Consider the following 23614-nt stretch of genomic DNA (forward strand, 5'->3'; position numbering starts at 1 on the left):
CAAAGTAGTTCCATGAAAACAATCACCACAACCGACGCGCTGGAAGCCTTTTGCCTTGAGGCCGCCAAACATGATTACGTAACTGTCGATACAGAATTTCTCCGCGAAAGAACCTACTACTCCAAGCTGTGTCTGATCCAGCTGGCGATGCCGGGTACGGACGATTCAGGTGCTGTACTGGTTGACCCGCTGTCGGACGATCTGTCGCTGGAGCCGCTTTATACGCTGTTTCGCGACGCGTCGGTGGTCAAGGTGTTCCACGCGGCCCGGCAGGATCTGGAAATATTCTTTGTCGATGCGGGCGTCTTTCCCCAACCGTTGTTCGATACGCAGGTGGCGGCGATGGTCTGCGGTTTTGGCGAACAGGTCGGGTACGAGACCCTCGTGCGCAAAATCGCCCATCAACCGCTTGATAAGACGTCACGTTTCACCGACTGGTCGCGTCGTCCCCTAAGCGAGGCGCAGGCTAAATACGCGCTGGCCGACGTGACCCATCTGCGCCAGATCTATGAATTCCTGTCGCGCAAGCTGGAGCAGTCGGGCCGGGAAAGATGGGTCGCTGAAGAGATCCAGAATCTGACCAGTCCCGAAACATATGTCACCCCGCCTCGAGAAGCGTGGAAACGCGTCAAAACCCGCACGACCAGCCCGAAATTTCTGGCGGTCGTGCAAGAGCTTGCCGCCTTTCGCGAAGAATATGCGCAAACGCGAAACATTCCGCGTTCCCGGGTCTATAAGGATGACGCCATGGTAGAGCTTGCAAGCAACAAGCCGAAAAACCATGAAGAATTGGGACGTGCGCGGCTGTTGCTGCGCGATGCCCGCAAAGGCGAAATTGCCGATGGCATTCTGAAAGCCGTGGCCGCAGGTGTTAACCGCGCGGCCGCTGATATGCCACAGCCCGACCGCAGCCGTGAAAAACTTCAGGTTAACCCCGCTTTGGCAGATTTGCTCAGGGTGTTGCTCAAGGCAAAGTCCGAGAATGCCGGCGTCGCTGCCAAGTTGATCGCACCGGCGGCAGATCTTGATGGTATCGCCGGTGGGTTACGCGATGTGCCGGCTCTCAAGGGGTGGCGCAACGAGGTCTTCGGGGAAGACGCGCTGCGCCTGTGCAAAGGCGAAATCGCCCTGACGGCAAAAGGTTCCGACGTCAAGGTTGTAGAAGTCTGACATCGCGCGCAGTCTGTGCGAGAGGCTGCGCGGTTCCGACGGCTCGGCCGCCATATGACGGATTGTCACCGGCTGGAAGTAAGAGCGTTGCGCTGGCCTTCGATGCGGATAGTGTGAACCTCGGCCAATTGTTGGTCGGTCAATGTGCGGGCGACAATGACTTCGCGCGTTGCCGCGGCCCCGATAGGGGTCTGGGACGCTGGTTCTACCCCCTCAAACCGATAGGTCAAAACCCCGTCCACCGGCAGTTCGTCTTTATTCTGGGGAACCAACTGGACGTCATACAGGCCCTGTCGGGCTGCCAAGCCAGTTGCGCGCAGCAATATGCCCCCCGGGACCCGTTCGATCGTAAGGTCGGTAATCTGATCGACGGGGCGACCGTTATAGACAGCGTTGGAGTTGCGCTTTCTGGAGAAGATGCTGGAAGTCTGTGGAATCAGGGGGTTGGCTTGGGCTGAACTTTGGGCAATCGGCTCTGATCGGGCCTTGCCAAACCAATTGAACGGGTTCACCCGACTGTCGCGCACCGTGGCGCAACCCGTCAAGACGAGGGTCGATAGCAAAAGGGCTGAGAAGGTCTTGCGCATAAGGTCCGCCGTAGAAATTACCGTGATATTTGACTAACCTATCATGCGTCCCTTGGGAAGGGGGTGGACCTTTGACAATACGCAACCTAGGTCTGTGGCAGTGGAATAGAGGGTTGAGCCGTGGCTACAGAGGCATTTGAAGAACTGGTCGAAGATTTCGAGTTTCTCGAGGAATGGGAAGACCGCTATCGCCATGTGATTGACCTGGGCAAAGCGATGGACCCTTTAGCGGAAGAGTTGCGGGTCCCAGCCACCAAGGTGGATGGCTGCGCGAGTCAGGTTTGGCTGCATGCACAATTCGATGACGGGGTGTTGCATTTTGATGGTGCGAGCGATGCGATGATCGTTTCGGGGCTGATTGCGGTGCTGCGCAAGTTGTACAACGGATTACCCGCACGGGAAGTGGGGCAAATCGATGCGCGTGCGGAGATGGGTCGGCTGGGTCTAAACGAGCATCTTTCTGCACAACGCTCCAACGGGCTGACCGCGATGATAGAGCGCATTCGCGAGACCGCGGCCCAGGAATGTGAGCGCCAATAGCACCGGTGCGTCGGGTGCAATGGTCGTGCCAGTTGAGTTTATTTGGCAAAATGAAAATTACAGGGTCTTGAGCGCGTTTTCGAGATCGCCATATCCGGTGAAGCGTCGTTCGAAAGTCAGACCCAAGGTGGCCGCACAGGCCTTTGCCTTTTCGGTCAGGTCGGGGTCGTCGGTCTGGGCCTGATAGACGAGTTTTTCGTAATTGCCGAAATACATGTCGCGCAGTTCGGGATGCTTGTCCAGACCCATGGGTTTGATGATGAACGAGTTGAACTGGCGTACTAGGAAATCTGTCAGATAAAAAGTCGTGATTTCAGTTTCAGAGGTGGCGGAGAACCGATCGTTGCCTTCGAAAAAACTGTAACAGTGCGGACCCGCGATCATCTGCACGCCGAGTTTTTGACATGCGGCATCCAGAAGCCCGCCGGTCCCGCAGTCTGCGTAAACCACGAAGAATTCGTCATATTTTTCACGATGCAGAGTTACGGTGTCGATTACCGCTTGGGTAATTTTCTCGGGGTAGAGGTGAAGCTTGGCGGGCAGGCAGGTCAGGTCAAGATGCGTCCAGCCATTGGCGGCCTTGAGGTCTAGGATCTCGCGGGCCAAAGCGCCGCAGGCGATCAGCAGGATACGCCCCTTGTGGCGTTCAAGCGGTAGCCCGGTTTCGGTCAGGTCGCTGTCAGAAAGGGTTTTCATTCATTCCTCCAACACAAAAGGCCTCTCCGGTGGGGAGAGGCCTTTGAATTCAGATCCACACGCCTAAGCTTTGGCGCTGTTGTGTTTCCGGCCCACCCACTCTTTGGCGGTTTCGACTGCAACCGCGGCGTCGCGGCAGTAAGCGTCCGCGCCGATGGCTTTGCCAAATTCCTCGTTGAGGGGGGCCCCGCCCACCAGAACGATGTAATCCTCGCGGATCCCCTGTTCAACCATCGTATCGATCACGACTTTCATATAGGGCATGGTCGTCGTCAACAGCGCCGACATTCCGAGAATATCCGGGGCTTCGGTCTCCATCGCCTCCAGATATTTCTCGACGGAATTGTTGATGCCCAGATCGACGACTTCGAATCCCGCACCTTCCATCATCATCGACACAAGGTTTTTTCCGATATCATGAATGTCACCCTTGACCGTTCCGATTACCATCTTGCCAACGCGCGGTGCCCCGGTTTCGGCCAGAAGTGGTTTAAGGATCGCCATGCCACCCTTCATCGCATTCGCGGCCAGAAGCACCTCGGGGACGAAGAGGATACCGTCACGAAAGTCGGCCCCGACGATGGTCATACCGCCGACAAGCGCCTTGGTCAGCACGTCGTAGGGTGCCCAGTCTCGGCTGATCAGGATATTGACGCCTTCTTCGATCTCTTCGCGCAGACCGTCGTACAAATCGTCGAACATCTGTTGGACAAGCTCTTCATCGTCCAGATCGGCAAGGATAATTTCGTCTTCTTCCGACATTGTCGTTCCTCATCGGTTAATGTGCCCGCGCGGGCCTGTGTTCTTTTGTCATGGAATCACCGGAAACTTCGTGCTTTTTGCGACACGGACGGCTTCAAGTGCGACGCATATATTTTGTGTCAGATAAGTCCATTTATGGCGCTTAACAATGGCTTGGCGCGGGATACTTGACGATGTTCCCAATTTGTTCCAAAAGATTCGGATGGATCATGAACACCGCAGATACAAGTTGGCCGGACGGGGTTGTTCCAGCAATCATGCCGGACGGTTTGAGGCTTTGGCAGTTGCGGCTGTCGATGACGGATGGGACGGTGATGCAGAGCCGTTTCCGGTGCTGCGGACCGAGGTCCGGCTGGAGGTGCCGCGCAGCGTAATCACCTATAACAAATCGCCTGATTTGCCATTCGACAGGTCAATCAACCCTTATCGGGGCTGCGAACACGGCTGCGTCTATTGCTTTGCGCGACCAAGCCATGCCTATCTGGGGATGTCGCCGGGGCTGGATTTCGAAACCCGGCTGATCGCGCGGCCCGATGCCCCGGACGTCCTGCGGCGCGAGTTGGCTGCAAAGCGCTATGTCGCCGCTCCGATTGCGATCGGGACCAACACCGATCCTTATCAACCCATCGAGAAAGAGCATCGGATCATGCGCAGCCTGTTGCAGGTGTTGTCGGATGCCAACCATCCGGTGGCAATCGTGACGAAGGGCAGCCTGATCGAAAGGGACATCGACATTCTGGCGGATATGGCGCAGCGCGGACTGGTGAGGGTCGGCATATCGGTCACGACGCTGGATGCGAAGCTCGCCCGGTTGATGGAGCCGCGCGTTCCGGCACCCAAGCGCAGGCTTCAGGTCATTCATGCATTGTCCCAAGCCGGTATTCCCGTGCGTGTGATGGCGTCACCGATGGTGCCTGCGTTGTCTGACCCGGAACTGGAAGCGATTCTGGAAGCCGGGCGGGACGCCGGGGCACGGACGGCGAGTTGGATCATGTTACGGTTGCCAAGAGAGGTGTCGCAGTTGATGCAGGATTGGCTGGCTCAGCACTATCCTGATCGTGCGGGCCGGATCATGGCCCGGTTGTGCGAGATGCACGGTGGCAAGGAATACGACGCCCAGTGGCACAGGCGGATGCGCGGAGAGGGACCCTATGCCGAGATCATCCAGCAACGGTTCAAGCTGGCAGTGAAAAGGCTGGGGTTGGCCACCCTGTCGCCACCCATGCGGTGCGATCTGTTTCGCCCGCCGAAAGTGGCGAGCGCCCAGTTGGATTTGTTCTGACCGCGGGGTCAGCCCCGTCGGCGACCTCGGCGGGGGGTGCGTGCCGGGCCTTCGCCGTCGGTACCGTCGCTGGCGGACGAAAACGGCCCGAGCGCCTGGACTATTTCATCCAGGGTGGGTGCATCCTTTTTGGGGCGGCTGTCGAGGGCGGCGCGCATGTGCACAAGGTGCTCTGGCATGGTACCGCAACAGCCGCCGATGATCGACGCGCCGCAATTGCGCGCCATCTCGGCGTAGTCGGCCATCAGTTCCGGGGTCCCGTCATAGTGAATGTGGCCTTCGTGGTATTTCGGGATACCTGCATTGCCTTTGGAAACGATTGGCGTTGGCTTACCCTTGGAGGCAAAGCCCAAAACGGTGCGCAGCACATCGGACGCACCGGTGCCGCAGTTGGCCCCGTATGCCAACGGCATGTTGTCCAGTTGATGCACCATGTCCACCATTGCTTCCGATGTCATGCCCATCATGGTGCGTCCCGCTGTGTCAAAGCTCATCGTGCCAACCCAATCAAGGCCGGCAAGCTTGAAGCCTTCGGCGGCGGCGCGGTATTCTTCGGGAGCGCTGATGGTTTCAAGCCAGCCGACATCGGCACCGCCCGCTTTCAATCCGTCAGCGGTCTCGTGAAACATCTCGACCGCCAGCGCATGGGTCAACGGTCCTACGGGTTCCATTATCTCGCCGGTGGGGCCGACAGAGCCCGCGACGATGACCTTGCGGCCTGCTTTGTCCGCGACTTCCCGGGCCAGTTCGGCCGAAACGCGGCTCAGCTCGTGAGCCCGCTTTTCAGCGTTATGCAGTTTCAGACGTGACGCATTTGCGCCAAACGAATTGGTCAGGAAGATGTCGCTGCCTGACTCGACCGCGCCCCGGTACAGCTTGATGATGTTTTGAGGTTGGTCGGTGTTCCACATCTCGGGGGCGTCGCCGGACATCAGCCCCATATTGAACAAATTTGTGCCAGTGGCACCGTCAGCCAAAAGCGTGCCTTTTTCCGCCAAAAGATCTGTGAGAGGGTTAGACATTGAAAAGCTCCGCGAAATGGGTGATTGGGCGTGATCTCATGATGACCAAGGTGAGACAACCTCATTATTCTCATGATCGTCATGAGGCAAGCCTACGGATGCGCCACGACGTGCGCCCGGTGCGGGCGTGTGCTTGCGTGACGGGGACGCTTGGACTATGTGACACGACAAAGGGCCGGTGATAGTCGCGCGGGCCCGTTGTCTGGAAGGGATGTGGATGGCCCGTCGCACTAAAATCTATGAAGGCAAGGCCAAGATTTTGTATGAAGGGCCTGAGCCGGGGACGATTGTCCAGTATTTCAAGGATGATACCACTGCCTTTAATGCAGAGAAGAAGGCCGTGATCGAAGGGAAGGGCGTGTTGAACAATCGCCTGTCCGAGTTCTTCATGACCGGCCTGAACAATATCGGCGTTCCAACCCATTTCATCAAGCGGTTGAACATGCGGGAACAACTGGTGCGTCAGGCCGAGATTATTCCGCTTGAAATCGTCGTGCGCAATTATGCGGCGGGCACGCTGTCGGCCCGGTTGGGCATTGAAGAGGGCATGCAGTTGCCGCGCCCCATTGTCGAATATCATTACAAGAACAATGATCTGGGTGATCCGCTTGTCACCGAGGAACATATTGCCGCTTTTGGCTGGGCGGGTCAGCAGGATATGGAAGATATCCTGAGCCTGTCGCTCCGGGTGAACGACTTCATGTCGGGCGTGATGATGGCTGTCGGTATTCGTCTGGTGGACTTCAAGATCGAGGTCGGGCGTGTGTATGAGGGTGATTTCCAGCGACTGATCGTGGCCGACGAGATCAGCCCCGACAGTTGTCGGTTGTGGGATATCGAAACCGGGCGTCACCTTGACAAGGACGTGTTCCGCCGCGATCTGGGTTCGCTGACCGATGCCTATACAGAAGTTGCCCGACGTCTGGGCGTGATGCCCAAGACATCGACACCGATAATGAAACCCACGTTGATCAATTAGGCTAGCGTGGAATATGAGTTTATTTTGCAAAGTGAAACAGGGGGACGCGCCATGAAGGCACGGGTACATGTAATGTTGAAGAATGGTGTGCTGGACCCACAGGGTGAAGCGGTGCGCCATGCGCTTGGGGCGATGGGCTTTGCCGGCGTCAACGGGGTGCGTCAGGGCAAGGTGATCGAGCTTGATCTGGACGAAGGCGCCAGCAAAGCTGATGTCGAGACAATGTGCGAGAAGCTGCTGGCGAATACGGTTATCGAATCCTATAGCGTGGAGATGATCTGATGCACGCAGCCGTCATCGTGTTTCCCGGCTCTAACTGTGACCGCGATCTGGCGGTGGCATTCGAGGCGGCGGGCGCCAAAGTCTCGATGGTTTGGCACAAGGACACCGCTCTGCCCGACGGGGTGGACATCGTCGGCGTCCCTGGTGGATTTTCCTATGGCGATTATTTGCGCTGCGGCGCGATCGCCGCAAATTCCCCGATTTGCCGAGAGGTTGCTGCTCATGCGGGGCGCGGCGGCTATGTGTTGGGAATTTGCAATGGTTTTCAGGTGTTGACCGAAACGGGTTTGCTGCCCGGGGCATTGTTGCGCAATGCCGGGTTGAAATACATTTGCAAGACCGTCGGTTTGAAGGTGGCGACCGCTGACAGCGATTTCACGTCGGGATATGACGCCGGATCCGTGATCAACATCCCGATTGCCCATCACGACGGGAATTACTTTGCTGATAGCGAAACCATTGCGCAACTGCACGCCGAGGACAGGGTAGCCTTCAAGTACACCGAGAATCCCAATGGGGCCCAGGCAGACATCGCAGGTATCCTGTCGGAAAATCGTCGTGTCCTTGGCATGATGCCCCACCCCGAACGGGCCGCTGACGCGGGGCATGGCGGGACTGACGGAACGGCGCTCTTCCGCGCATTGGCGGGAGCGCTGGTCACGGCGTGACTTGAGTGCGCGGGTGAGGTTGCGTAGATTGGACTGGTATGGACCGGTCTGCCACCTTTAATACCAAATCAGTTTCTGTCAGCTGGCGTGTCCGGCTGGCTGTTGCTTTGCTGTTGCTTATCGCCATCGCAACGATTTCCATTACCAACAAGCTGCTGACCGACCGCTTTACCGAAAGCACCCGTAATCGGGCGGAATTGCGGATCGCGTTGTACAGCGGCAACCTGTTGGCTGAACTTCGCCAAAACGCGATCGTGCCGCAGTTGCTGTCGCGTGATCCCGCGCTGATCGAAGCTTTGACGAGAGCGGATTATTCGCTTTCCACGCAGCGGCTGATTTCGTTCGTGGAGGAAATAGGTGCCGCGTCACTCGTGCTGTATGACATTGACGGGCGCACCGTGGCGGCAACAGACCGCAACCGGCTTGGCGCATCGCACCGGCAAGAAGCGTATTTCGTCGACGCCATCCGGTCGAATTCAACGGTGTTCAGCGTAATACCGCGAAGCACCGGAGGCTACCGGTTTTTCTATTCTCGCCGCATTCAGGAAGGCGGCACCACCTTGGGTGTGATCGCGGCCGAGGTCGACCTTCAGCGTTTTGAACGTGCCTGGGCGGGGATATCCGACGCCGTGATTGTCACAGACAGCACAGGCGACATCATTATGGCGACTGAACCGCGCTGGCGCGGATTGACCGAGACCGAGGCCCTGTCGAACCAGACGCCGCAAAGTGCGATCGAGCGCGCGATCAAGGCCACCGCGGACTGGACGGCTTTGCCGCCCGATGCCTACCTTCGGGGAGAGGCCGTGATGCGGTTGTCGTCGCGGATCCCGTTTCGGGGCTGGCGGATCACCAGTTACACGACCTATGCATCGGTGCGAGAAAAAGTGAACGGGGTGTTGGCGCTGGAGGTGATGGGGTTTGCCATTCTTCTCGCGTTGACGTTCTATGCGCTCAGCCGGCGCACTGCGGGCCGGGCAGCTTTGTTTCAGCGTGAATCGGCAGAGTTGCGGGCGTTGAACGTCGCGTTGCAGCGCGAAATAGCGGAGCGTAAACGGGTGCAGCAGACGCTTGCTGTGGCCGAACAGACCCTTGAGCAATCCAGCAAGTTGGCCGCTTTGGGGGAAATGTCTGCGGCGGTGAGCCATGAATTGAACCAACCGTTGGCCGCGATGAAAACGTATCTTGCGGGGGCACGGTTGCTGATGCAGCGCAATCGGCTGGAGGAAGCCCTGTCGTCGTTCGGGCGAATAGACGATTTGATCGAACGGATGGGTGCTATCACACGCCAGCTCAAAAGTTATGCCCGCAAGGGGCAGCAGCAATTTTCCCCGTTCGATATGGGCGAAGCGCTGGCGTCTGCCTTGTCAATGATGGAACCGCAGCTACGTCAACGTCAGGTACAGATAAATCGGATCCTGCCGGCTGCGCCGGTTCAGGTGATGGGGGACAGGATGCGGATTGAACAGGTTTTGGTGAACCTCTTGCGCAATGCGATTGATGCCACCAAATCAGAACGTAACCCAAAGGTGGATATTATTCTATCGGCGGGAGAAACGGCGACGTTGACAGTGCGTGACAACGGCCCGGGTATCGAAGATCTCGATGCGCTGTTCGAACCGTTTTATACCACCAAGCAACCCGGTGATGGTGTCGGGTTGGGGCTTGCCATATCGTCGGGCATCGTGACCGATCTGGGTGGCAGGCTGACAGCGCGCAATGGCCAGAATGGCGGCGCGGTTTTTGAGATGCAGCTGCCCATTATGGACAGCGCGGAAAATTCACAGGCGGCGGAATAGAAAATGGCTCAGGCAATGAAGATCGCAATCGTTGATGACGAAAAAGACATGCGTCAGTCAATAAGCCAGTGGTTGGCGCTTTCGGGCTATGACACGGAAACCTTTGGCAGTGCCGAAGATGCCCTGAAGAGCCTGGGGCCCGATTACCCGGGTATCGTCATATCGGACATCAAAATGCCGGGGATGGACGGCATGCAATTCCTCAAAAAGCTCATGGGGACCGATAGCGCCTTGCCCGTCATCATGATCACCGGTCACGGCGACGTTCCGATGGCAGTCGAGGCGATGCGCGTCGGCGCGTTTGACTTTCTGGAAAAGCCGTTCAACCCGGACCGGATGAGCGAGCTTGCCAAAAAGGCAACCAATGCGCGGCGTCTGGTCATGGATAACCGCGCGTTACGCCGGGAATTGTCAGACGGCAACCAGCTTATGAAAAAGCTGATTGGCGGTTCTCCGGTGATGGAACGTCTTCGCGAGGATATTCTGGATCTGGGCCAGGCGGATGGTCACGTGCTGATTGACGGGGAAACCGGGACGGGCAAGACCCTGGTGGCGCACGCGCTTCATGCTGTCGGGTCGCGGGCGGGCAAGAAATTCGTCCTTGTCAGTTGCGGGGCACTGGAAGAGGACGCGTTGAGCAAGCGGTTGTTTGGACCGATGATGCCCGAAGACGCACAATTGCCCGCGATCGAAGAGGCGCGGGGAGGCACGCTGGTACTCGAAGGGATCGAGGCGCTTAGCGAAACCCTGCAAGCGCGCTTGTTGAGCGCGATCAACGAGCAGGGCACGCCAGCCGAAACCCGGATTGTGGCCATATCCAACCTGCAAGAGGCCGGGCGCACGTCAGAGGATGCTTTGCGGTCGGATTTGTTTTACCGTCTGGCTGCGTTGCGCATTACCGTGCCGCCACTGCGTCAGCGCGGCGAAGACATACTGGTGCTGTTCACGCGCCTGAGCGAAGAATTTGCCGACGAATACGGCTGCGAAACACCGCAGGTATCAGCGCAGGAGGCCGCGCAATTGTTGCAGGCTCCTTGGCCGGGCAACGTTCGTCAACTTATTAATGTGGCGGAACGGGCGGTGCTGCAATCGCGGCGTGGATCGGGGTCCATCGCATCGTTGCTGATGTCGGACCACGAGGAAATGCAGCCTGTGATGACGACAGACGGCAAGCCTTTGAAGGAATACGTCGAGGCGTTCGAGCGCATGCTGATCGATAATACGATGCGCCGCCATAAAGGCTCAATCGCCAGTGTCATGGAAGAGCTATGCCTGCCGCGGCGGACGCTGAACGAGAAAATGGCAAAATACGCGTTGCAACGCTCGGATTATTTGTAAGGGCACCTCTGGATGAGCTTGACGGCCACTGCATCACGACCCTGTCGTGCAGTGGCCTTCGGGTGACGTGATTATCGCGCGGCGTCTTGGTCGTGCGTAGGAGGAATTTGCGGGAACGATGGACAAATCCGGGTTGCCGGATCGTCATCACCGAACGCCTTGCAATCCTGGGCTGTGCGTTCAAACCGCGCAGATGGCGATTACCCATTGTCATTTGATCGTATCTGCCCTTAATTGGGAGGGAGGGTGTACCGCGTCTTTTGACCCGGTATCACGCCTCTAGACAGTTTCGCTGCCCCGGAGAACCCGCAAGTGGTGTCCAGGCAGACCGATTAGGCCCTTAAAAAAGGCCAAAGAACCGCTGACGGTTGCACCGAGCTATAGCCCGGATCAAACGCAGTACCTTAATGGACATGGATGGCGCGGTTACGCGGTGCCCATGTCGGAGAAGAACCGCGATGACGCGCGCAGACGCCACGAGCAGACAGACATGCGGCCTTTGGGGCCCTGTTTTAGCCGCGTCACCTATCGCCCTGACAAGACATACCCTGCCGCGCGGTGCCCCACCGGGCCTTTTGCGTGCGCAGCTGTGCAAAATGGATTTATGCCTAAGAAAATGCTTATCGATGCCACCCACGCTGAGGAAACTCGCGTCGTTGTGGTTGATGGAAACAAGGTCGAGGAATTTGACTTTGAATCAGAAAACAGACGCCAGCTAGCCGGCAATATCTACCTCGCGAAAGTCACGCGGGTCGAACCTTCGTTGCAGGCCGCCTTCGTTGATTATGGCGGGAACCGACATGGGTTTCTGGCCTTTTCGGAAATCCACCCGGATTACTATCAGATTCCGGTAGCCGACCGTTTGGCGCTGATGGAAGAAGAGCGCGCCTATGCCGAAGCGCAAGCCGCCAAGGACGAGGAAGACGAAAAGCCCAAGCGTCGGACCCGGTCGCGCAGTCGCGCGAAGCCCAAGGCCGAAGATGCGGTCAGCGATGATGCCACGGTCAGCAAGGAAATGGACAGTGAGCAAGTCGAAGGCATGCAAACCGTTGATTTCTATGACGAAGAGGGTTCTTCTCCGATGGAGCGTGTCGCGGAGACACCTGTCGAAGAACCTGAAGCCGAGGATGTCAACGATGATGACGACAGCGATGAGGATCAAGAGGACGACACTCGGGCGAAGGATGCGTCCGACAAGGATGACAGCATTGAATCGGTTGCCGATGATGATGCCGATGAGCTGCGCAATGTTCGCAAGCCCCGTCCCAAGCGCTACAAGATCCAGGAAGTCGTAAAGGTCCGCCAGATCCTTCTGGTTCAGGTTGTCAAGGAAGAGCGTGGCAACAAGGGCGCGGCCCTGACAACCTATCTGTCGTTGGCCGGCCGCTATTGCGTTCTCATGCCCAACACCGCACGTGGCGGTGGTATCAGCCGCAAGATTACCAACGCCGCGGACCGCAAGAAGCTCAAAGAGATCGCCAACGAAATCAAAGTACCGAAAGGTGCCGGTCTGATCGTCCGCACCGCTGGTGCGCAGCGCACCAAGGCCGAGATCAAGCGCGACTACGAATACCTGCAACGCCTGTGGGAACAGATCCGCGAGCTGACGCTGAAATCCATCGCGCCCGCCAAGATCTATGAAGAAGGCGACCTGATCAAACGCTCGATCCGCGACCTTTATAACCGCGAGATCGACGAGGTGTTTGTCGAAGGTGAACGCGGTTATCGCATCGCCAAGGACTTCATGAAGATGATCATGCCGTCCCACGCCAAGAACGTGAAGCTCTATAGCGAAACGCTGCCCTTGTTCGCGCGCTATCAGGTCGAAAGTTACCTGTCGGGCATGTTCAACCCCACTGTGCAGCTGCCTTCGGGCGGGTATATCGTAATCGGTGTCACCGAAGCGCTTGTCGCCATCGACGTGAACTCGGGCCGGGCCACCAAAGAAGGCTCCATCGAACAGACCGCGACCAAGACCAACCTTGAAGCCGCCGCCGAAGTCGCCCGCCAGCTGCGTCTGCGCGATCTGGCCGGTTTGATCGTCATCGACTTTATCGACATGGACGAGCGTCGCAATAACGCCGCCGTTGAAAAGCTGATGAAGGAAAAGCTGAAAACCGACCGTGCGCGTATTCAGGTGGGCCGCATCTCCGGCTTTGGCCTGATGGAAATGTCGCGCCAGCGTCTGCGCCCCGGTATGATCGAGGCGACAACACAGCCTTGCCACGCCTGCCACGGTACCGGTCTGATCCGGTCGGACGACAATCTTGCGCTGTCGATCCTGCGCCAGATCGAGGAAGAGGGCACCCGCAAGCGGTCGCGCGAGGTGTTGATCACCGCGCCCGTGGGCATTGCCAACTTTCTGATGAACCAGAAGCGCGAGCACATCGCCCATATCGAAGGGCGCTATGGCATGGCCGTGCGCATCGAAGGTGACCCCAGCTTGGTCAGCCCCGACTTTAGTCTGGAGAAATTCAAGACGGCAACACGGGTTGTGTCGGTGGTGGAGCACGTCGTTTCCGTCGACACGTCGATCATGGACGAGATCGACCAGAGTGATAATGACGATTCCGCCAACGAAGAAACGGATGAAGCGGAAGCCACCCGTAGCGATGGTCAAAATGGCAACGCCGTGAAGAAAAACGATGCCGGCAGCGACGATGACAACGACGCCGAAGGCAAACCCAAACGCCGTCGCAGGCGCCGGCGTCGGCGTGGGGGCAAGTCCAACGGTGACGATAATGGTAGCGACGAAAACACCAACGATAACAACTCAGTGTCAGAGGATGAGAAGCCATCCGACGCCGTTGCCGACACGTCAGGTGACGACACGAGCACGGACGACACGAGCACGGACGACGCGAGCAAGGACGATGCATCTGGCGACGCGGAAAAGCCTGCGGACAAACCAAAACGGACCCGCAGCCGTACTCGCAAACCCAAGGCTGAACCGACGTCGGATGCAGATGCAGTGACCACAGCCGAAGCAGAAGACGACGCGCCCGCCAAAGCCAGTCCTCGGCCCAAGCGGACACGTACGCGCAAGCCCAAGGTAGCCGCTGCGAAGGCGGATTCGGAACAACCCGAACCCGATAGCAAGCCGGACGAGAAACCCGAGCCGGACCAGAAACCCGAGCCTGTCGAGCCACCAAAGCCCGTCGAGAAACCCGAGCCGGAAATCCAGCCTGACGAGACCCCCGAACCGGAAATCCAGCCAGAGCCTGCGCCAGAGCCGGCAGAGGAGCCGACGCCGGTGCCTGCACCGGAGCCCGCCGAAATTGAGCAACCAACGACACCGACCGAGATGCCGGATTCGACACCAACAGAAATTCCGCCTGTTCAAGAGGTAAAGCCGGAACCACCGTTAACCGAAATCCCGCAGCCGGGGGTCGCTCCCGCGCCTGAACAGATTTCGGAAAAGCCAGCTAAGCCAAAGCGACGCGGCTGGTGGTCCCTAGGGGGGTAAGTTTTCCGCGAAACCAACAAAAAAGGGCAGGCCGCGAGGGCTGCCCTTTTTTCGTTCACTCTTTGCGAAAAAGTCCGCTTATTTTTTCCGGATCACATAAATTTGCGGTGAACTGTCCAGATCGGTTCTGACCAGTTCATGACCCGCTTCCATGCAAAAATGTGGCATGTCAATGATCGCGGCGGGGTCGTCTGCCTGAACCGTCAGCTCTTCGCCCGACTTTAACGCTTGCAGGCGTTTACGGGCCTTCAAAACCGGAAGGGGGCACAGCAGCCCGGTGGCATCAAGGGTATATAAATCGCTCATTTGCTTCCCATAAGACACATGTTTCAAGGCGTCCACAACCTTGTGAGACAGGGCCGCCCCGACACGGCGTGACGCGACCGCAAATGCGCGCTAAGGCTTTCGGCATGTTCGGGCTTGAAATCATCGACGCGGGTTTGCTGCCCGCAATCTTTATCGCGCTTTCGGCGGGGATTGTCAGCTTTCTAAGCCCTTGCGTGCTGCCAATCGTACCTCCCTATCTTGCCTATCTAAGCGGGGTGTCATTGGCCGACATGTCTTCGATTGGTACGGCGCGGCGCAAAGCTGTTTTGACAGCGCTGTTTTTCGTCATGGGGCTCAGCACGGTATTTTTAATACCTGGTTTTACGGCGTCTGTGTTCGGTGCTTTCTTTTTGCAATACCAGATCGCGTTCGCTCGTATTTCGGGGGTGATCGTGGTGATTTTCGGGCTCCATTTTATCGGGTTGTACCGGATCCCGCTTCTTGACCAAGAGGTAAGAATGGATGTCGGCGACCAAGGCGGGACGATATTTGGTGCCTATGTTCTAGGGCTCGCCTTTGCGTTCGGATGGACGCCGTGCATCGGCCCGCAGCTTGGCGCGATCCTTTCACTGGCCGCATCCGAAGCCTCGGTGGCGCGGGGTACGTTGCTGTTAGGTGTGTATGCCGCGGGTCTGGGTATCCCGTTTCTGTTGGCGGCGATGTTCATCACCCGCGCCTCGCGTCTGCTGACCCGGGTCAGGCCATATGCCAAAGCGATTGAACGCGGCATGGGGGTGTTGCTGGTTATCGCTGGGCTGGCTCTGCTTAGCGGGCTGTTTTCCTCGTTCTCCTTTTGGATATTGGAGAGCTTTCCTGCTTTGGGGTACTTGGGTTAGGCGCCTTACTCTTGCCCTAAATACTGTCTAATGTCGGCTCAAACGCAGGTATGAGATGTCCGAAAATTTTGAACAGACAGTTAGAACCCGACAGGTATTCTACATCCCCGGGTATGACCCGATACACCCGCGCCGATACCGCGAGCTTTATCGCAAGGAAGGCTCGGAACAGGCCCGCATTTCTGACTATCAGATTGGCTTGAAACCCAAAAAGACCAAGGGAAATTACGGGTGGTGCGTCACATCTCATATAGATGGCGCGGATGTCGATACGCAGGTCGAGGTGCTGGTCTGGTCCGACATCGTGCGCATTTCGATGAGCAATTCAATTCTGGCGACCTACCGACAACTGGTGCAAACCGCGTGGGTGTACATCGCATCCGGGGCGCTGTGGCGGTTGATGCAGTTGCGCAAGGGGCCGGTGATTGCGGCGCTCTATCCCGTCGGGATGTTGCTGTTGCAGTTGTTGGTCGCCATCGCGTCGGGGCTGCTCTTTTACAAGGCGGTTACGTTCTTTTGGGGCCCACCGTGGTTCAAAGGCATGGCTGGAGCGCTTGGCGTAGTTGTGGGTTGGTACGTCCTGAAGTGGTTCAAGAAGAAAGATGGCAAGTTTTTTGCCTATTATCTGATGCACGATTACGCGTTTGGTGCGGCGACCCGCGGTGCATACCCCCCCGAGCTGGAGACAAGAATAGACGCGTTCGGCGATGAGATCGCCAAAGCGTTGACATCGGATGTCGATGAAGTGTTGGTCGTCGGTCATTCGTCAGGTGCGCATCTGGCCGTATCGATCTTGGCTGATTTGATCCGTGCGGGCAGGGTCCCGCGGAATGGGCCGGCCCTGGGGTTTTTGACATTGGGACAAGTCGTCCCGATGGTGTCGTTTCTGCGCGATGCCCATCGTTTGCGGGCCGATCTGCGATATCTATCGCTGCGTGACGAACTGTGCTGGGTCGATGTGACGGCACCGGGCGACGGTTGCGCCTTTGCCCTGTGTGATCCGGTCGCTGTTTCTGGCGTTGCACCCAAGGGAAAACGCTGGCCGCTGGTCTTTTCCGCCGCCTTTACGCAGTCGCTAAGCCCGGCGCGGTGGCGGGCGCTTCGTTGGCGGTTCTTCCGGCTGCATTTCCAGTATCTTTGCGCATTCGATATGCCCAAAGACTATGATTATTTCCAGATTACCGCAGGTCCGCACAGTCTGTCAGAACGCTACGCCGGCCGGCCTGCATCTCGTTCACGGGTGGTCAAACCGGTGAACAAGTTCACGTCGACCGCGCCATGATGCAACCGCCCAAGCCAGACAGCCGCCCCGACAAAGTGTCGCTGTGGCGCTATGCCCGCCTGTTTCGTCAAGACATCCTATCGGCACAGCCGGCGCGGTTGTATCGCGCCTGGATGGCGGAATTCAAGACACCGTTCTTCCGCAGCTATCTTATTAACCAGCCAGAGCTGATCAAAACCGTGCTAAAGGAACGGCCCGATGATTTTCCAAAATCTGACCGGATCGGCGAAGGACTTCGGCCTTTGCTGGGCCGTTCGGTGTTTTTGACCAACGGCGCGGTCTGGAAACGGCAACGCAGGATCATCGACCCCGCCTTTGAAGGGGGGCGTCTGCGCGAAACCTTTCCCGCAATGTGGGATGCCGCGGAGTCGATGGCAAAAAGATTCGAGCATCTGACGGATCAGGACGTCGAAATCGAAGCCGAGGCCAGTCATGCCGCCGCTGACGTGATTTTTCGAACCCTGTTCTCGATCCCTATTGATCACCATGTCGCGCGCGAGGTGTTCGACGAGTTCAAAACCTACCAACGCAGCCAGCCGATACTGAACATCGCGGCATTCATTCCGCTTCCGCGTTGGATCCCCCGCTTGTTTCGCCGCGACACCCTTCGCAGTGCTACCTTGATCCGACGGCTCATCACCACTTTGACAACCCAACGGATGGCAGAGATCAATGCCGGAACCGCCCCGCTGGATCTGGCGACCAAGATAATGACCACCGTCGACCCTGTAGAAGGCAAAGCTTTCACCACCGAAGAAATGGTTGACCAGGTGGCCATCTTCTTTTTGGCCGGACACGAAACCAGCGCCTCGACTTTGGCATGGGCGCTGTATCTTTTGGCGACCCACCCCGACTGGCAAGACCGGCTGGCCGACGAGGCGCAGCAGATCGAAACTTGCGATTTCGCCGTCATGTCCAAGCTGCGGCTAAGCCGGGATGTCTTCCGCGAGGCGTTGCGGCTCTATCCACCGGTCCCGATGATGGTCCGAGAGGCGAGCTGCCCCGAACGGTTTCGCGACCGCGACGTGAAAGCCGGGTCGCAATTGGTTATCAGTCCTTGGCATTTGCACCGGCACGAACGGCTTTGGGATAATCCTGACGGCTTCGATCCAAATCGCTGGCACACTGAAAACGGCCAGAAGTGCCAGCGCGAAGCGTATCTGCCCTTTAGCGCCGGTGCGCGCGTGTGCCCCGGAGCCGGTTTCGCCATGGTCGAAGGCCCCTTGCTGCTTTCAAGGTTGTTACGAGATTTCAAGGTTGAACCGATCACGAACCGGGCACCCGTTCCCGTTGCCCATCTGACTGTACGGTCAAAAGATGGCATTTGGCTGCGCATTGTCCGACGCTAACGATATATCATCATGCGTACAGATAGGTTAAACGATCACGCAACGGAATCAAAAAGGGCCAACAGGATCATGAGCACGACAGACGCGCAACGCACACAGATGAAGGACGGCAAGGGCTTTGTGGCTGCTCTGGACCAATCAGGTGGGTCCACACCCAAGGCGCTAAGCCTGTATGGTGTCGAGCCGTCGGACTATTCCGGTGATGCCGAAATGTTCAAGGCCATGCATGATATGCGCGCACGGATCATTCTAGCGGATGATTTCACCAGCGACAAAGTTATCGGCGCGATTTTGTTTGAACGCACCATGGACGATACGATCAACGGCAAACCGGTCGCCGATCTGTTGTGGGACGACCGCGGCGTTGTACCTTTCTTGAAAATTGACAAAGGGTTGGAAGACGAAGCAAACGGCGTACAACTGCTTAAACCGATGCCTGATCTTGATGCATTGCTGAAGCGTGCCAAGGCAGCCGGTATATTTGGCACCAAAGAGCGGTCTGTCATTCATGGCGCAAATGCCGAAGGCATCGCGTCTGCGGTGGCACAGCAATTCGCTGTCGCCAAATCTGTGTGTGATGCGGGGCTCGTGCCGATCATCGAACCCGAGGTGAATATCCATTCAGACAGCAAAGCCGAATGTGAAACAATACTGAAGGCAGAGCTAGAGAAGCATCTCTCTGCACTACCGGAAAACGAAATCGTAATGCTCAAGCTGACGCTTCCCGAAGTGTCCGGCCATTACGCAAGTCTTGCCGATCATCCGAATGTGCTGCGTGTCGTGGCGCTTTCGGGTGGCTATTCGACGGATGTAGCGTGTACGCGACTAAGTCAGAACCCCAAGATGATCGCCAGCTTTTCCCGTGCATTGACGGAAGGGTTGAATGTCAGGATGTCGGACAACGAGTTTAATGCAGCTTTGGGCAAGAACATCACAAAGATCTACAACGCCTCCATCGCGTAAGGTTCCACGACGCGCGACATGCATCGGTGATGCACCGAAAAAGACCGCGCCCGGCAATTGTGTCGGGGGCGGGTCACGGCGCAGCATGATCTTTTGACCATCGACGCTTCGTTTCAGAGGCAAGGGGGGCGCGCTACCTGCGCCGCTTTATTGCCGCGTCATCAGACAGTTATCGTTCCTTTAACGCCCGCAGCACATAAACGCGGATCGCTGAGGCCAGTCCCGCCTCGACGCCCCGGTCCGCATCTATCTGGGCAACCAATGCGTTGATCGGCATCTCTTTTTGTCGAGCCAGATCGCGCAATTCGTGCCAGAACGCATCTTCCAGTGAAATCGAAGTACGGTGACCCCGAAGGGTCACCGAATGTTTTACCGGGCGCGCGCTCATTTTTCGCGCTTATGCGCTTCCAGGTTGCGGGCGATCTGTTCGGCGCGCGCCTTAAGCTGGTCCTTTTGTGCTTTGCTCTGGCCAAACTGGACCGCGTTTTCATCAGCACGGGCCTTGCGCGACGCGCGGTTCCGCTCTTTCTTTACCTTGTTGAGATTGATAGGGGCGCTCATTCTTTTGGTCCGATCATATGTTCCGGCCGCACCACGCGGTCGAATGTTTCGGCATCGACAAAGCCCAAGGCAATTGCTTCTTCCTTAAGGGTCGTACCGTTTTTGTGGGCCGTCTTGGCAACTTTCGTCGCATTGTCATAGCCGATCGTCGGGGCCAGCGCTGTGACCAGCATCAGGCTTTCCTTCATCAGCTTGTCAATCCGAGCCTCGTTCGCCTCGGTGCCGACGACCATATTATCGGTGAATGCCGATGCGCTGTCACCCAAAAGCTGCATGGATTGCAGAACGTTGTAGCTCATCATCGGGTTGTAGACGTTCAGCTCGAAATGCCCCTGCGATCCTGCAAATCCGACCGCCGCATCGTTGCCCATCACATGCGCACAGACCATCGTCAACGCCTCGGCCTGCGTCGGGTTCACCTTGCCCGGCATGATCGACGACCCCGGCTCGTTTTCCGGCAGGATCAGTTCGCCCAGACCCGAGCGCGGACCGGATCCAAGAAGCCGCATGTCATTGGCGATCTTGAACAACGATGCCGCCACGGTTTTCAGCGCGCCCGAGAACATGACCATCGCGTCATGGGCGGCCAGCGATTCAAACTTGTTTGGCGCTGTCACAAAGGGCAGGCCGGTTATATCGGCCATGTGCGCTGCAACCGCTTCGGCCCAGCCCTTCTTGGTGTTCAGCCCGGTACCCACGGCCGTCCCGCCTTGTGCCAGCTCGTATATATCCGGAAGGCATGCCTGCACGCGTTCGATGCCCTTCTTGACCTGATGCGCATAACCCGAAAATTCCTGACCGAGGGTCAGCGGTGTCGCATCTTGGGTATGGGTGCGACCGATCTTGATGATGTCCTTGAATTCTTCGGATTTAGCCGTAAGCGCGTCGTAAAGTTTTTGCAGGCCGGGGATCAACACGTCGCGCGTCTGCATCGCGATTGCCACGTGCATCGCCGTCGGGAACGTGTCGTTCGAAGACTGACCCATGTTGCAATGGTCGTTGGGGTGCACCGGGGTCTTTGACCCCATCTCGCCGCCCAGCATCTCGATGGCGCGGTTTGAGATGACTTCGTTGGCATTCATGTTGGACTGCGTGCCCGAACCGGTCTGCCACACGACCAGCGGAAAGTTGTCGTCAAATTTGCCCTCGATCACCTCGGTCGCAGCCGCGACGATGGCATCGGCTATGTCGCGCTCCAGATTACCTTGTTGAAGGTTCTCCATCGCACAGGCTTTCTTCACCACCCCCAGGGCACGGATGATCGGTACGGGCTGTTTCTCCCAACCGATCGGAAAATTGATGATCGACCGCTGGGTCTGAGCGCCCCAATACTTGTCGGACGGCACTTCCAAGGGGCCAAAGCTATCGGTTTCTGTACGGGTATCGGCCATGAGGCGGCTCCTGATCTAGCGCTTGCATTGGATCAGGGTTTAACCCGCACAGTCGCGCGGCGCAATTGCGCTTTGGGGTCGGGCCAGGATCAAACCTGGCACAACCTGACGGCTATTTGCGAAAACTATCCAGCGAAACGATTTCCGCGGCTTTCGGCGCATCCTCGGGGACTTCCAGCTCGCTCTCATCTTCTTGCAACAACGGCGCATCCGACTCCGCGCTGCTTTGTTGCTGTTCAAACTTGAGCCCGAATTCCACTGACGGATCCACAAAGGTGCGGATCGCGTCATAGGGGATATACATCGGTTCGGGTGCATCGCCAAAGTTCAGGGTGATCGAAAAACCTTCCTCACCGACCTCAAGCTTATCGTACCAATGTTGAATAACGACGGTCATTTCGCCGGGGTAGCGGTCCGATAACCAATCTGCCAATTCCGCATCAGGGTGGGACGTGTCAAACGAGATGAAGAAATGATGGCCGCCTGGCAACCCATGTGCGGCCACGTCAAGCAAAACCTGGCGGATCAACCCGCGCATGGCATCGTGCATCAGATTGCCATACTCAATGCTTCGGCTCATTCTTCGTTCTCCAACCCCATCTGGACAAGATCAGCATACGTGATTTCACCACGGTGAAAAGGGGGGTGAAGAATTATAGCCCTAGATTTCGAAACCAAACCTTACTGGGGCAAATACAACTATGGATATCAGTCCAACCGCTACCGGATAACGCCGCCTAGCAACGCCGATTTTGTTGAACTTGATGTCACCTGCGTGACAAGTCTCACGTAATGGTTCGATCGAATGCCCCCGATGTTCATTGATCAGCCAACCCTGGTAGGTGCGCATTCCGGTCAATTCCAAATGGTCCTAAATCCTCGCCGAAGGCATCTTTCTTCGTAGAAAAAACAGGGCCACGCAATTGTTTCCACACCACATCAACACGGCCGCACCCGCAGATGCTCCCGCAAGGTGTGTCACAAAACGCTGTGTGGTTCAGGGGGGTAAAGTGCAGGTTTCTGTTGCCAGGTACCTGCGAACCCCGCCTTAGGTCGCTAAACGTAAGGACTTAAGTTTCAATAGTTCCGGTCGCTTACGCGGCCATCGCCATTGGAGCACGATTGTCATTTGCAATTGTACATTTTACGCCGATAACGGTGGCAGTCAGCCGAGATAAAGCTACATCTTTAGACGTTCGTCGATCCTATTTCGACCCCATGATCCGCAAATGACGGATGTTTGGTGGAGTCGCCGGGTACCGCCCCCGGGTCCGAACCGCGTATTACATGCGCGTTTATACCCATAGTCCCGAAGGACATTTCAAATATAGGACCCGCGGCAGACTTTGCAAGCTGCAAACCGCAGAAATCCGCAAGGGGTGTGGCTTTGTAAACGGGACGGTGACAACGTGCATTTCACCCTTGATACGGCGAACACGGCTATCATGGGTCTGGTCCGAACCGATCGGGTGAATGATCTCTCGATATCGAAAGTTCGCAGGCGATTATCTGCGATTTACATCTTGGGCTCCGGACGCTTTCGTTGCTCGAACACGCGTCGCGCAAGGTTTTGCGTTTCGACCTCCAGCGCTGCCAGCCCATCGCTTGCACCGACGCCATCCTGGGCCTCGATCGCATCGGCGATATCGCGGTGCAGGGTGACGATGGCGCTTCGGGAACGCGCGGTGAAAGTGATCATGTTCATCAGGGGCTGCATCGCCTCGACGGCTCCGGCAAGCTGATAGGACAGCACCGGGTTGTCGGCACCGTCGACAAGAGCGCGGTGAAACGCAACGTCAGACGCGCAAAACGCCTCGTCTGACAGGCCTGCTTCACCTTGCCGCTCAATTTCTTCTCGCATCATGTTGATATGAATTGAATTTCTTCGTTTTGCCGACAGCGGGGCGCAAGCCCTTTCAAGGGTAAAGCGGGCTTCACAGGCCGTTTCAAAGCTGACGTCGTTCATGGATAACAACAGGATCGACGTGGTAATCTGCTGCGCATGCGCGGCTTCGAAACTGATCCGGTTGACAAACGCCCCGCCGGTGGCACCGCGCTGCGTGCGGATCAACGACTGGGCTGCCAGTCTTTTCAAGGCTTCGCGAACCGTCGCCCTAGAGACATCGAACTGCAACGACAGTTCCGCCTCCGATGGCAGGCGTTCATCGACGATCAGGTCACCGCTGACGATGGCATCGCGGATGCTTGCGGCGATCTGCGTTGGCAGATCAGTGGAGAGTTCGGAGCTCGATTTCATATGTCTTACAATTTGTGTTTGGAAAAACTTTAATTGTCTGACAATACTTTTTCAAGC

At 57.2% G+C, this 23614-nt stretch carries 23 protein-coding genes and 1 other RNA gene; 13 read left to right on the forward strand and 11 right to left on the reverse strand.

The window, feature by feature from the left end; translation table 11 throughout:
* Positions 1 to 12 precede the first annotated feature (12 nt).
* Entirely contained in the window at positions 13 to 1170 is a 1158-nt protein-coding gene (rnd, locus tag AC13DE_RS18715; protein ID WP_446298210.1) for a ribonuclease D, read from the forward strand.
* A gap of 65 nt (positions 1171 to 1235) precedes the next feature.
* Here rnd and AC13DE_RS18720 read toward each other — a convergent pair whose 3' ends face one another.
* Positions 1236 to 1757: a hypothetical protein gene (locus tag AC13DE_RS18720; RefSeq protein WP_446298209.1), complete on the reverse strand. Its 522-nt coding sequence runs from the start codon at positions 1755 to 1757 to the stop codon at positions 1236 to 1238.
* 120 nt (positions 1758 to 1877) lie between these two features.
* Here AC13DE_RS18720 and AC13DE_RS18725 point away from each other — a divergent pair, with 120 nt between their 5' ends.
* The gene (locus AC13DE_RS18725) at positions 1878 to 2297 is read left to right on the forward strand and encodes a SufE family protein (RefSeq protein ID WP_483048688.1); all 420 of its coding nucleotides are present in this window, start codon (positions 1878 to 1880) and stop codon (positions 2295 to 2297) included.
* 57 nt (positions 2298 to 2354) lie between these two features.
* Here AC13DE_RS18725 and AC13DE_RS18730 read toward each other — a convergent pair whose 3' ends face one another.
* Together AC13DE_RS18730 and AC13DE_RS18735 are read right to left on the reverse strand one after the other, a co-directional pair.
* Positions 2355 to 2993 carry a DUF1638 domain-containing protein gene (locus tag AC13DE_RS18730; protein ID WP_446313668.1) on the reverse strand — a complete coding sequence of 213 codons (639 nt, stop codon included), beginning with the start codon at positions 2991 to 2993 and terminating at the stop codon, positions 2355 to 2357.
* Positions 2994 to 3056: 63 nt separating this feature from the next.
* Positions 3057 to 3755, reverse strand: coding sequence for a corrinoid protein (locus AC13DE_RS18735; protein ID WP_446298206.1), 699 nt, complete (start codon positions 3753 to 3755; stop codon positions 3057 to 3059).
* 202 nt (positions 3756 to 3957) lie between these two features.
* On the opposite strand from AC13DE_RS18735, the gene AC13DE_RS18740 reads away from it, so the two are divergent.
* Positions 3958 to 5037, forward strand: coding sequence for a PA0069 family radical SAM protein (locus tag AC13DE_RS18740; RefSeq protein WP_483048689.1), 1080 nt, complete (start codon positions 3958 to 3960; stop codon positions 5035 to 5037).
* Between the two features lie 8 nt (positions 5038 to 5045).
* On the opposite strand, the gene bmt is transcribed toward AC13DE_RS18740, so the two are convergent.
* Positions 5046 to 6059, reverse strand: coding sequence for a betaine--homocysteine S-methyltransferase (gene bmt / locus AC13DE_RS18745; protein ID WP_446313667.1), 1014 nt, complete (start codon positions 6057 to 6059; stop codon positions 5046 to 5048).
* Between the two features lie 217 nt (positions 6060 to 6276).
* Between bmt and purC the strand changes: the two genes are divergently transcribed.
* The 6 genes from purC to AC13DE_RS18775 all read left to right on the forward strand — a co-directional run bounded on the left by purC (position 6277) and on the right by AC13DE_RS18775 (position 14591).
* Positions 6277 to 7038, forward strand: a complete 762-nt coding sequence (purC, locus tag AC13DE_RS18750) for a phosphoribosylaminoimidazolesuccinocarboxamide synthase (protein ID WP_483048690.1) — start codon at positions 6277 to 6279, stop codon at positions 7036 to 7038.
* 51 nt (positions 7039 to 7089) lie between these two features.
* Positions 7090 to 7320 carry a phosphoribosylformylglycinamidine synthase subunit PurS gene (gene purS / locus AC13DE_RS18755; protein WP_446298202.1) on the forward strand — a complete coding sequence of 77 codons (231 nt, stop codon included), beginning with the start codon at positions 7090 to 7092 and terminating at the stop codon, positions 7318 to 7320.
* Positions 7320 to 7988 (forward strand): phosphoribosylformylglycinamidine synthase subunit PurQ, encoded by a 669-nt coding sequence (gene purQ / locus AC13DE_RS18760; RefSeq protein WP_446298201.1) that lies wholly within the window; start codon positions 7320 to 7322, stop codon positions 7986 to 7988. Before purS ends, purQ begins: the two co-directional genes overlap by 1 nt.
* A gap of 38 nt (positions 7989 to 8026) precedes the next feature.
* A complete protein-coding gene (locus AC13DE_RS18765; protein WP_483048691.1) occupies positions 8027 to 9787 on the forward strand; it encodes a sensor histidine kinase in 1761 nt (586 codons plus the stop codon).
* Between the two features lie 3 nt (positions 9788 to 9790).
* On the forward strand, positions 9791 to 11125 hold the full coding sequence (locus AC13DE_RS18770) for a sigma-54-dependent transcriptional regulator (RefSeq protein WP_446298199.1): 1335 nt from the start codon (positions 9791 to 9793) through the stop codon (positions 11123 to 11125).
* A 604-nt stretch (positions 11126 to 11729) separates the two neighbouring features.
* Complete coding sequence (locus AC13DE_RS18775; RefSeq protein WP_483048692.1) at positions 11730 to 14591, forward strand: Rne/Rng family ribonuclease; 2862 nt, start codon at positions 11730 to 11732, stop codon at positions 14589 to 14591.
* Positions 14592 to 14669: 78 nt separating this feature from the next.
* Here AC13DE_RS18775 and AC13DE_RS18780 read toward each other — a convergent pair whose 3' ends face one another.
* A complete protein-coding gene (locus AC13DE_RS18780) occupies positions 14670 to 14897 on the reverse strand; it encodes a sulfurtransferase TusA family protein (protein ID WP_446315706.1) in 228 nt (75 codons plus the stop codon).
* 104 nt (positions 14898 to 15001) lie between these two features.
* Between AC13DE_RS18780 and AC13DE_RS18785 the strand changes: the two genes are divergently transcribed.
* The 4 genes from AC13DE_RS18785 (at position 15002) to AC13DE_RS18800 (ending at position 19348) form a co-directional block, all read left to right on the forward strand.
* A complete protein-coding gene (locus tag AC13DE_RS18785) occupies positions 15002 to 15754 on the forward strand; it encodes a cytochrome c biogenesis CcdA family protein (protein ID WP_483048693.1) in 753 nt (250 codons plus the stop codon).
* A 55-nt stretch (positions 15755 to 15809) separates the two neighbouring features.
* A complete protein-coding gene (locus AC13DE_RS18790; RefSeq protein WP_483048694.1) occupies positions 15810 to 17036 on the forward strand; it encodes a hypothetical protein in 1227 nt (408 codons plus the stop codon).
* Positions 17033 to 18385 (forward strand): cytochrome P450, encoded by a 1353-nt coding sequence (locus AC13DE_RS18795; protein ID WP_483048695.1) that lies wholly within the window; start codon positions 17033 to 17035, stop codon positions 18383 to 18385. The genes AC13DE_RS18790 and AC13DE_RS18795 overlap by 4 nt, the downstream gene beginning before the upstream one ends.
* A 69-nt stretch (positions 18386 to 18454) precedes the next feature.
* The gene (locus AC13DE_RS18800; protein WP_483048696.1) at positions 18455 to 19348 is read left to right on the forward strand and encodes a fructose bisphosphate aldolase; all 894 of its coding nucleotides are present in this window, start codon (positions 18455 to 18457) and stop codon (positions 19346 to 19348) included.
* A gap of 169 nt (positions 19349 to 19517) precedes the next feature.
* Here the strand turns inward: AC13DE_RS18800 and AC13DE_RS18805 are convergent, their stop codons facing one another.
* The 6 genes from AC13DE_RS18805 to AC13DE_RS18830 all read right to left on the reverse strand — a co-directional run bounded on the left by AC13DE_RS18805 (position 19518) and on the right by AC13DE_RS18830 (position 23557).
* Complete coding sequence (locus AC13DE_RS18805) at positions 19518 to 19736, reverse strand: ribbon-helix-helix domain-containing protein (RefSeq protein ID WP_446297338.1); 219 nt, start codon at positions 19734 to 19736, stop codon at positions 19518 to 19520.
* On the reverse strand, positions 19733 to 19909 hold the full coding sequence (locus AC13DE_RS18810) for a DUF4169 family protein (RefSeq protein ID WP_446313658.1): 177 nt from the start codon (positions 19907 to 19909) through the stop codon (positions 19733 to 19735). The genes AC13DE_RS18805 and AC13DE_RS18810 overlap by 4 nt, the downstream gene beginning before the upstream one ends.
* Positions 19906 to 21300, reverse strand: a complete 1395-nt coding sequence (gene fumC, locus AC13DE_RS18815; RefSeq protein ID WP_483048697.1) for a class II fumarate hydratase — start codon at positions 21298 to 21300, stop codon at positions 19906 to 19908. Before fumC ends, AC13DE_RS18810 begins: the two co-directional genes overlap by 4 nt.
* Before the next feature lie 112 nt (positions 21301 to 21412).
* Positions 21413 to 21880, reverse strand: a complete 468-nt coding sequence (locus AC13DE_RS18820; RefSeq protein ID WP_446297335.1) for an SspB family protein — start codon at positions 21878 to 21880, stop codon at positions 21413 to 21415.
* 429 nt (positions 21881 to 22309) lie between these two features.
* Positions 22310 to 22656, reverse strand: a transfer-messenger RNA (tmRNA) gene (gene ssrA / locus AC13DE_RS18825).
* Between the two features lie 160 nt (positions 22657 to 22816).
* Entirely contained in the window at positions 22817 to 23557 is a 741-nt protein-coding gene (locus tag AC13DE_RS18830) for a FadR/GntR family transcriptional regulator (protein WP_446297334.1), read from the reverse strand.
* Positions 23558 to 23614 lie beyond the last annotated feature (57 nt).

This window comes from Sulfitobacter sp. L-8 (assembly GCF_056859255.1).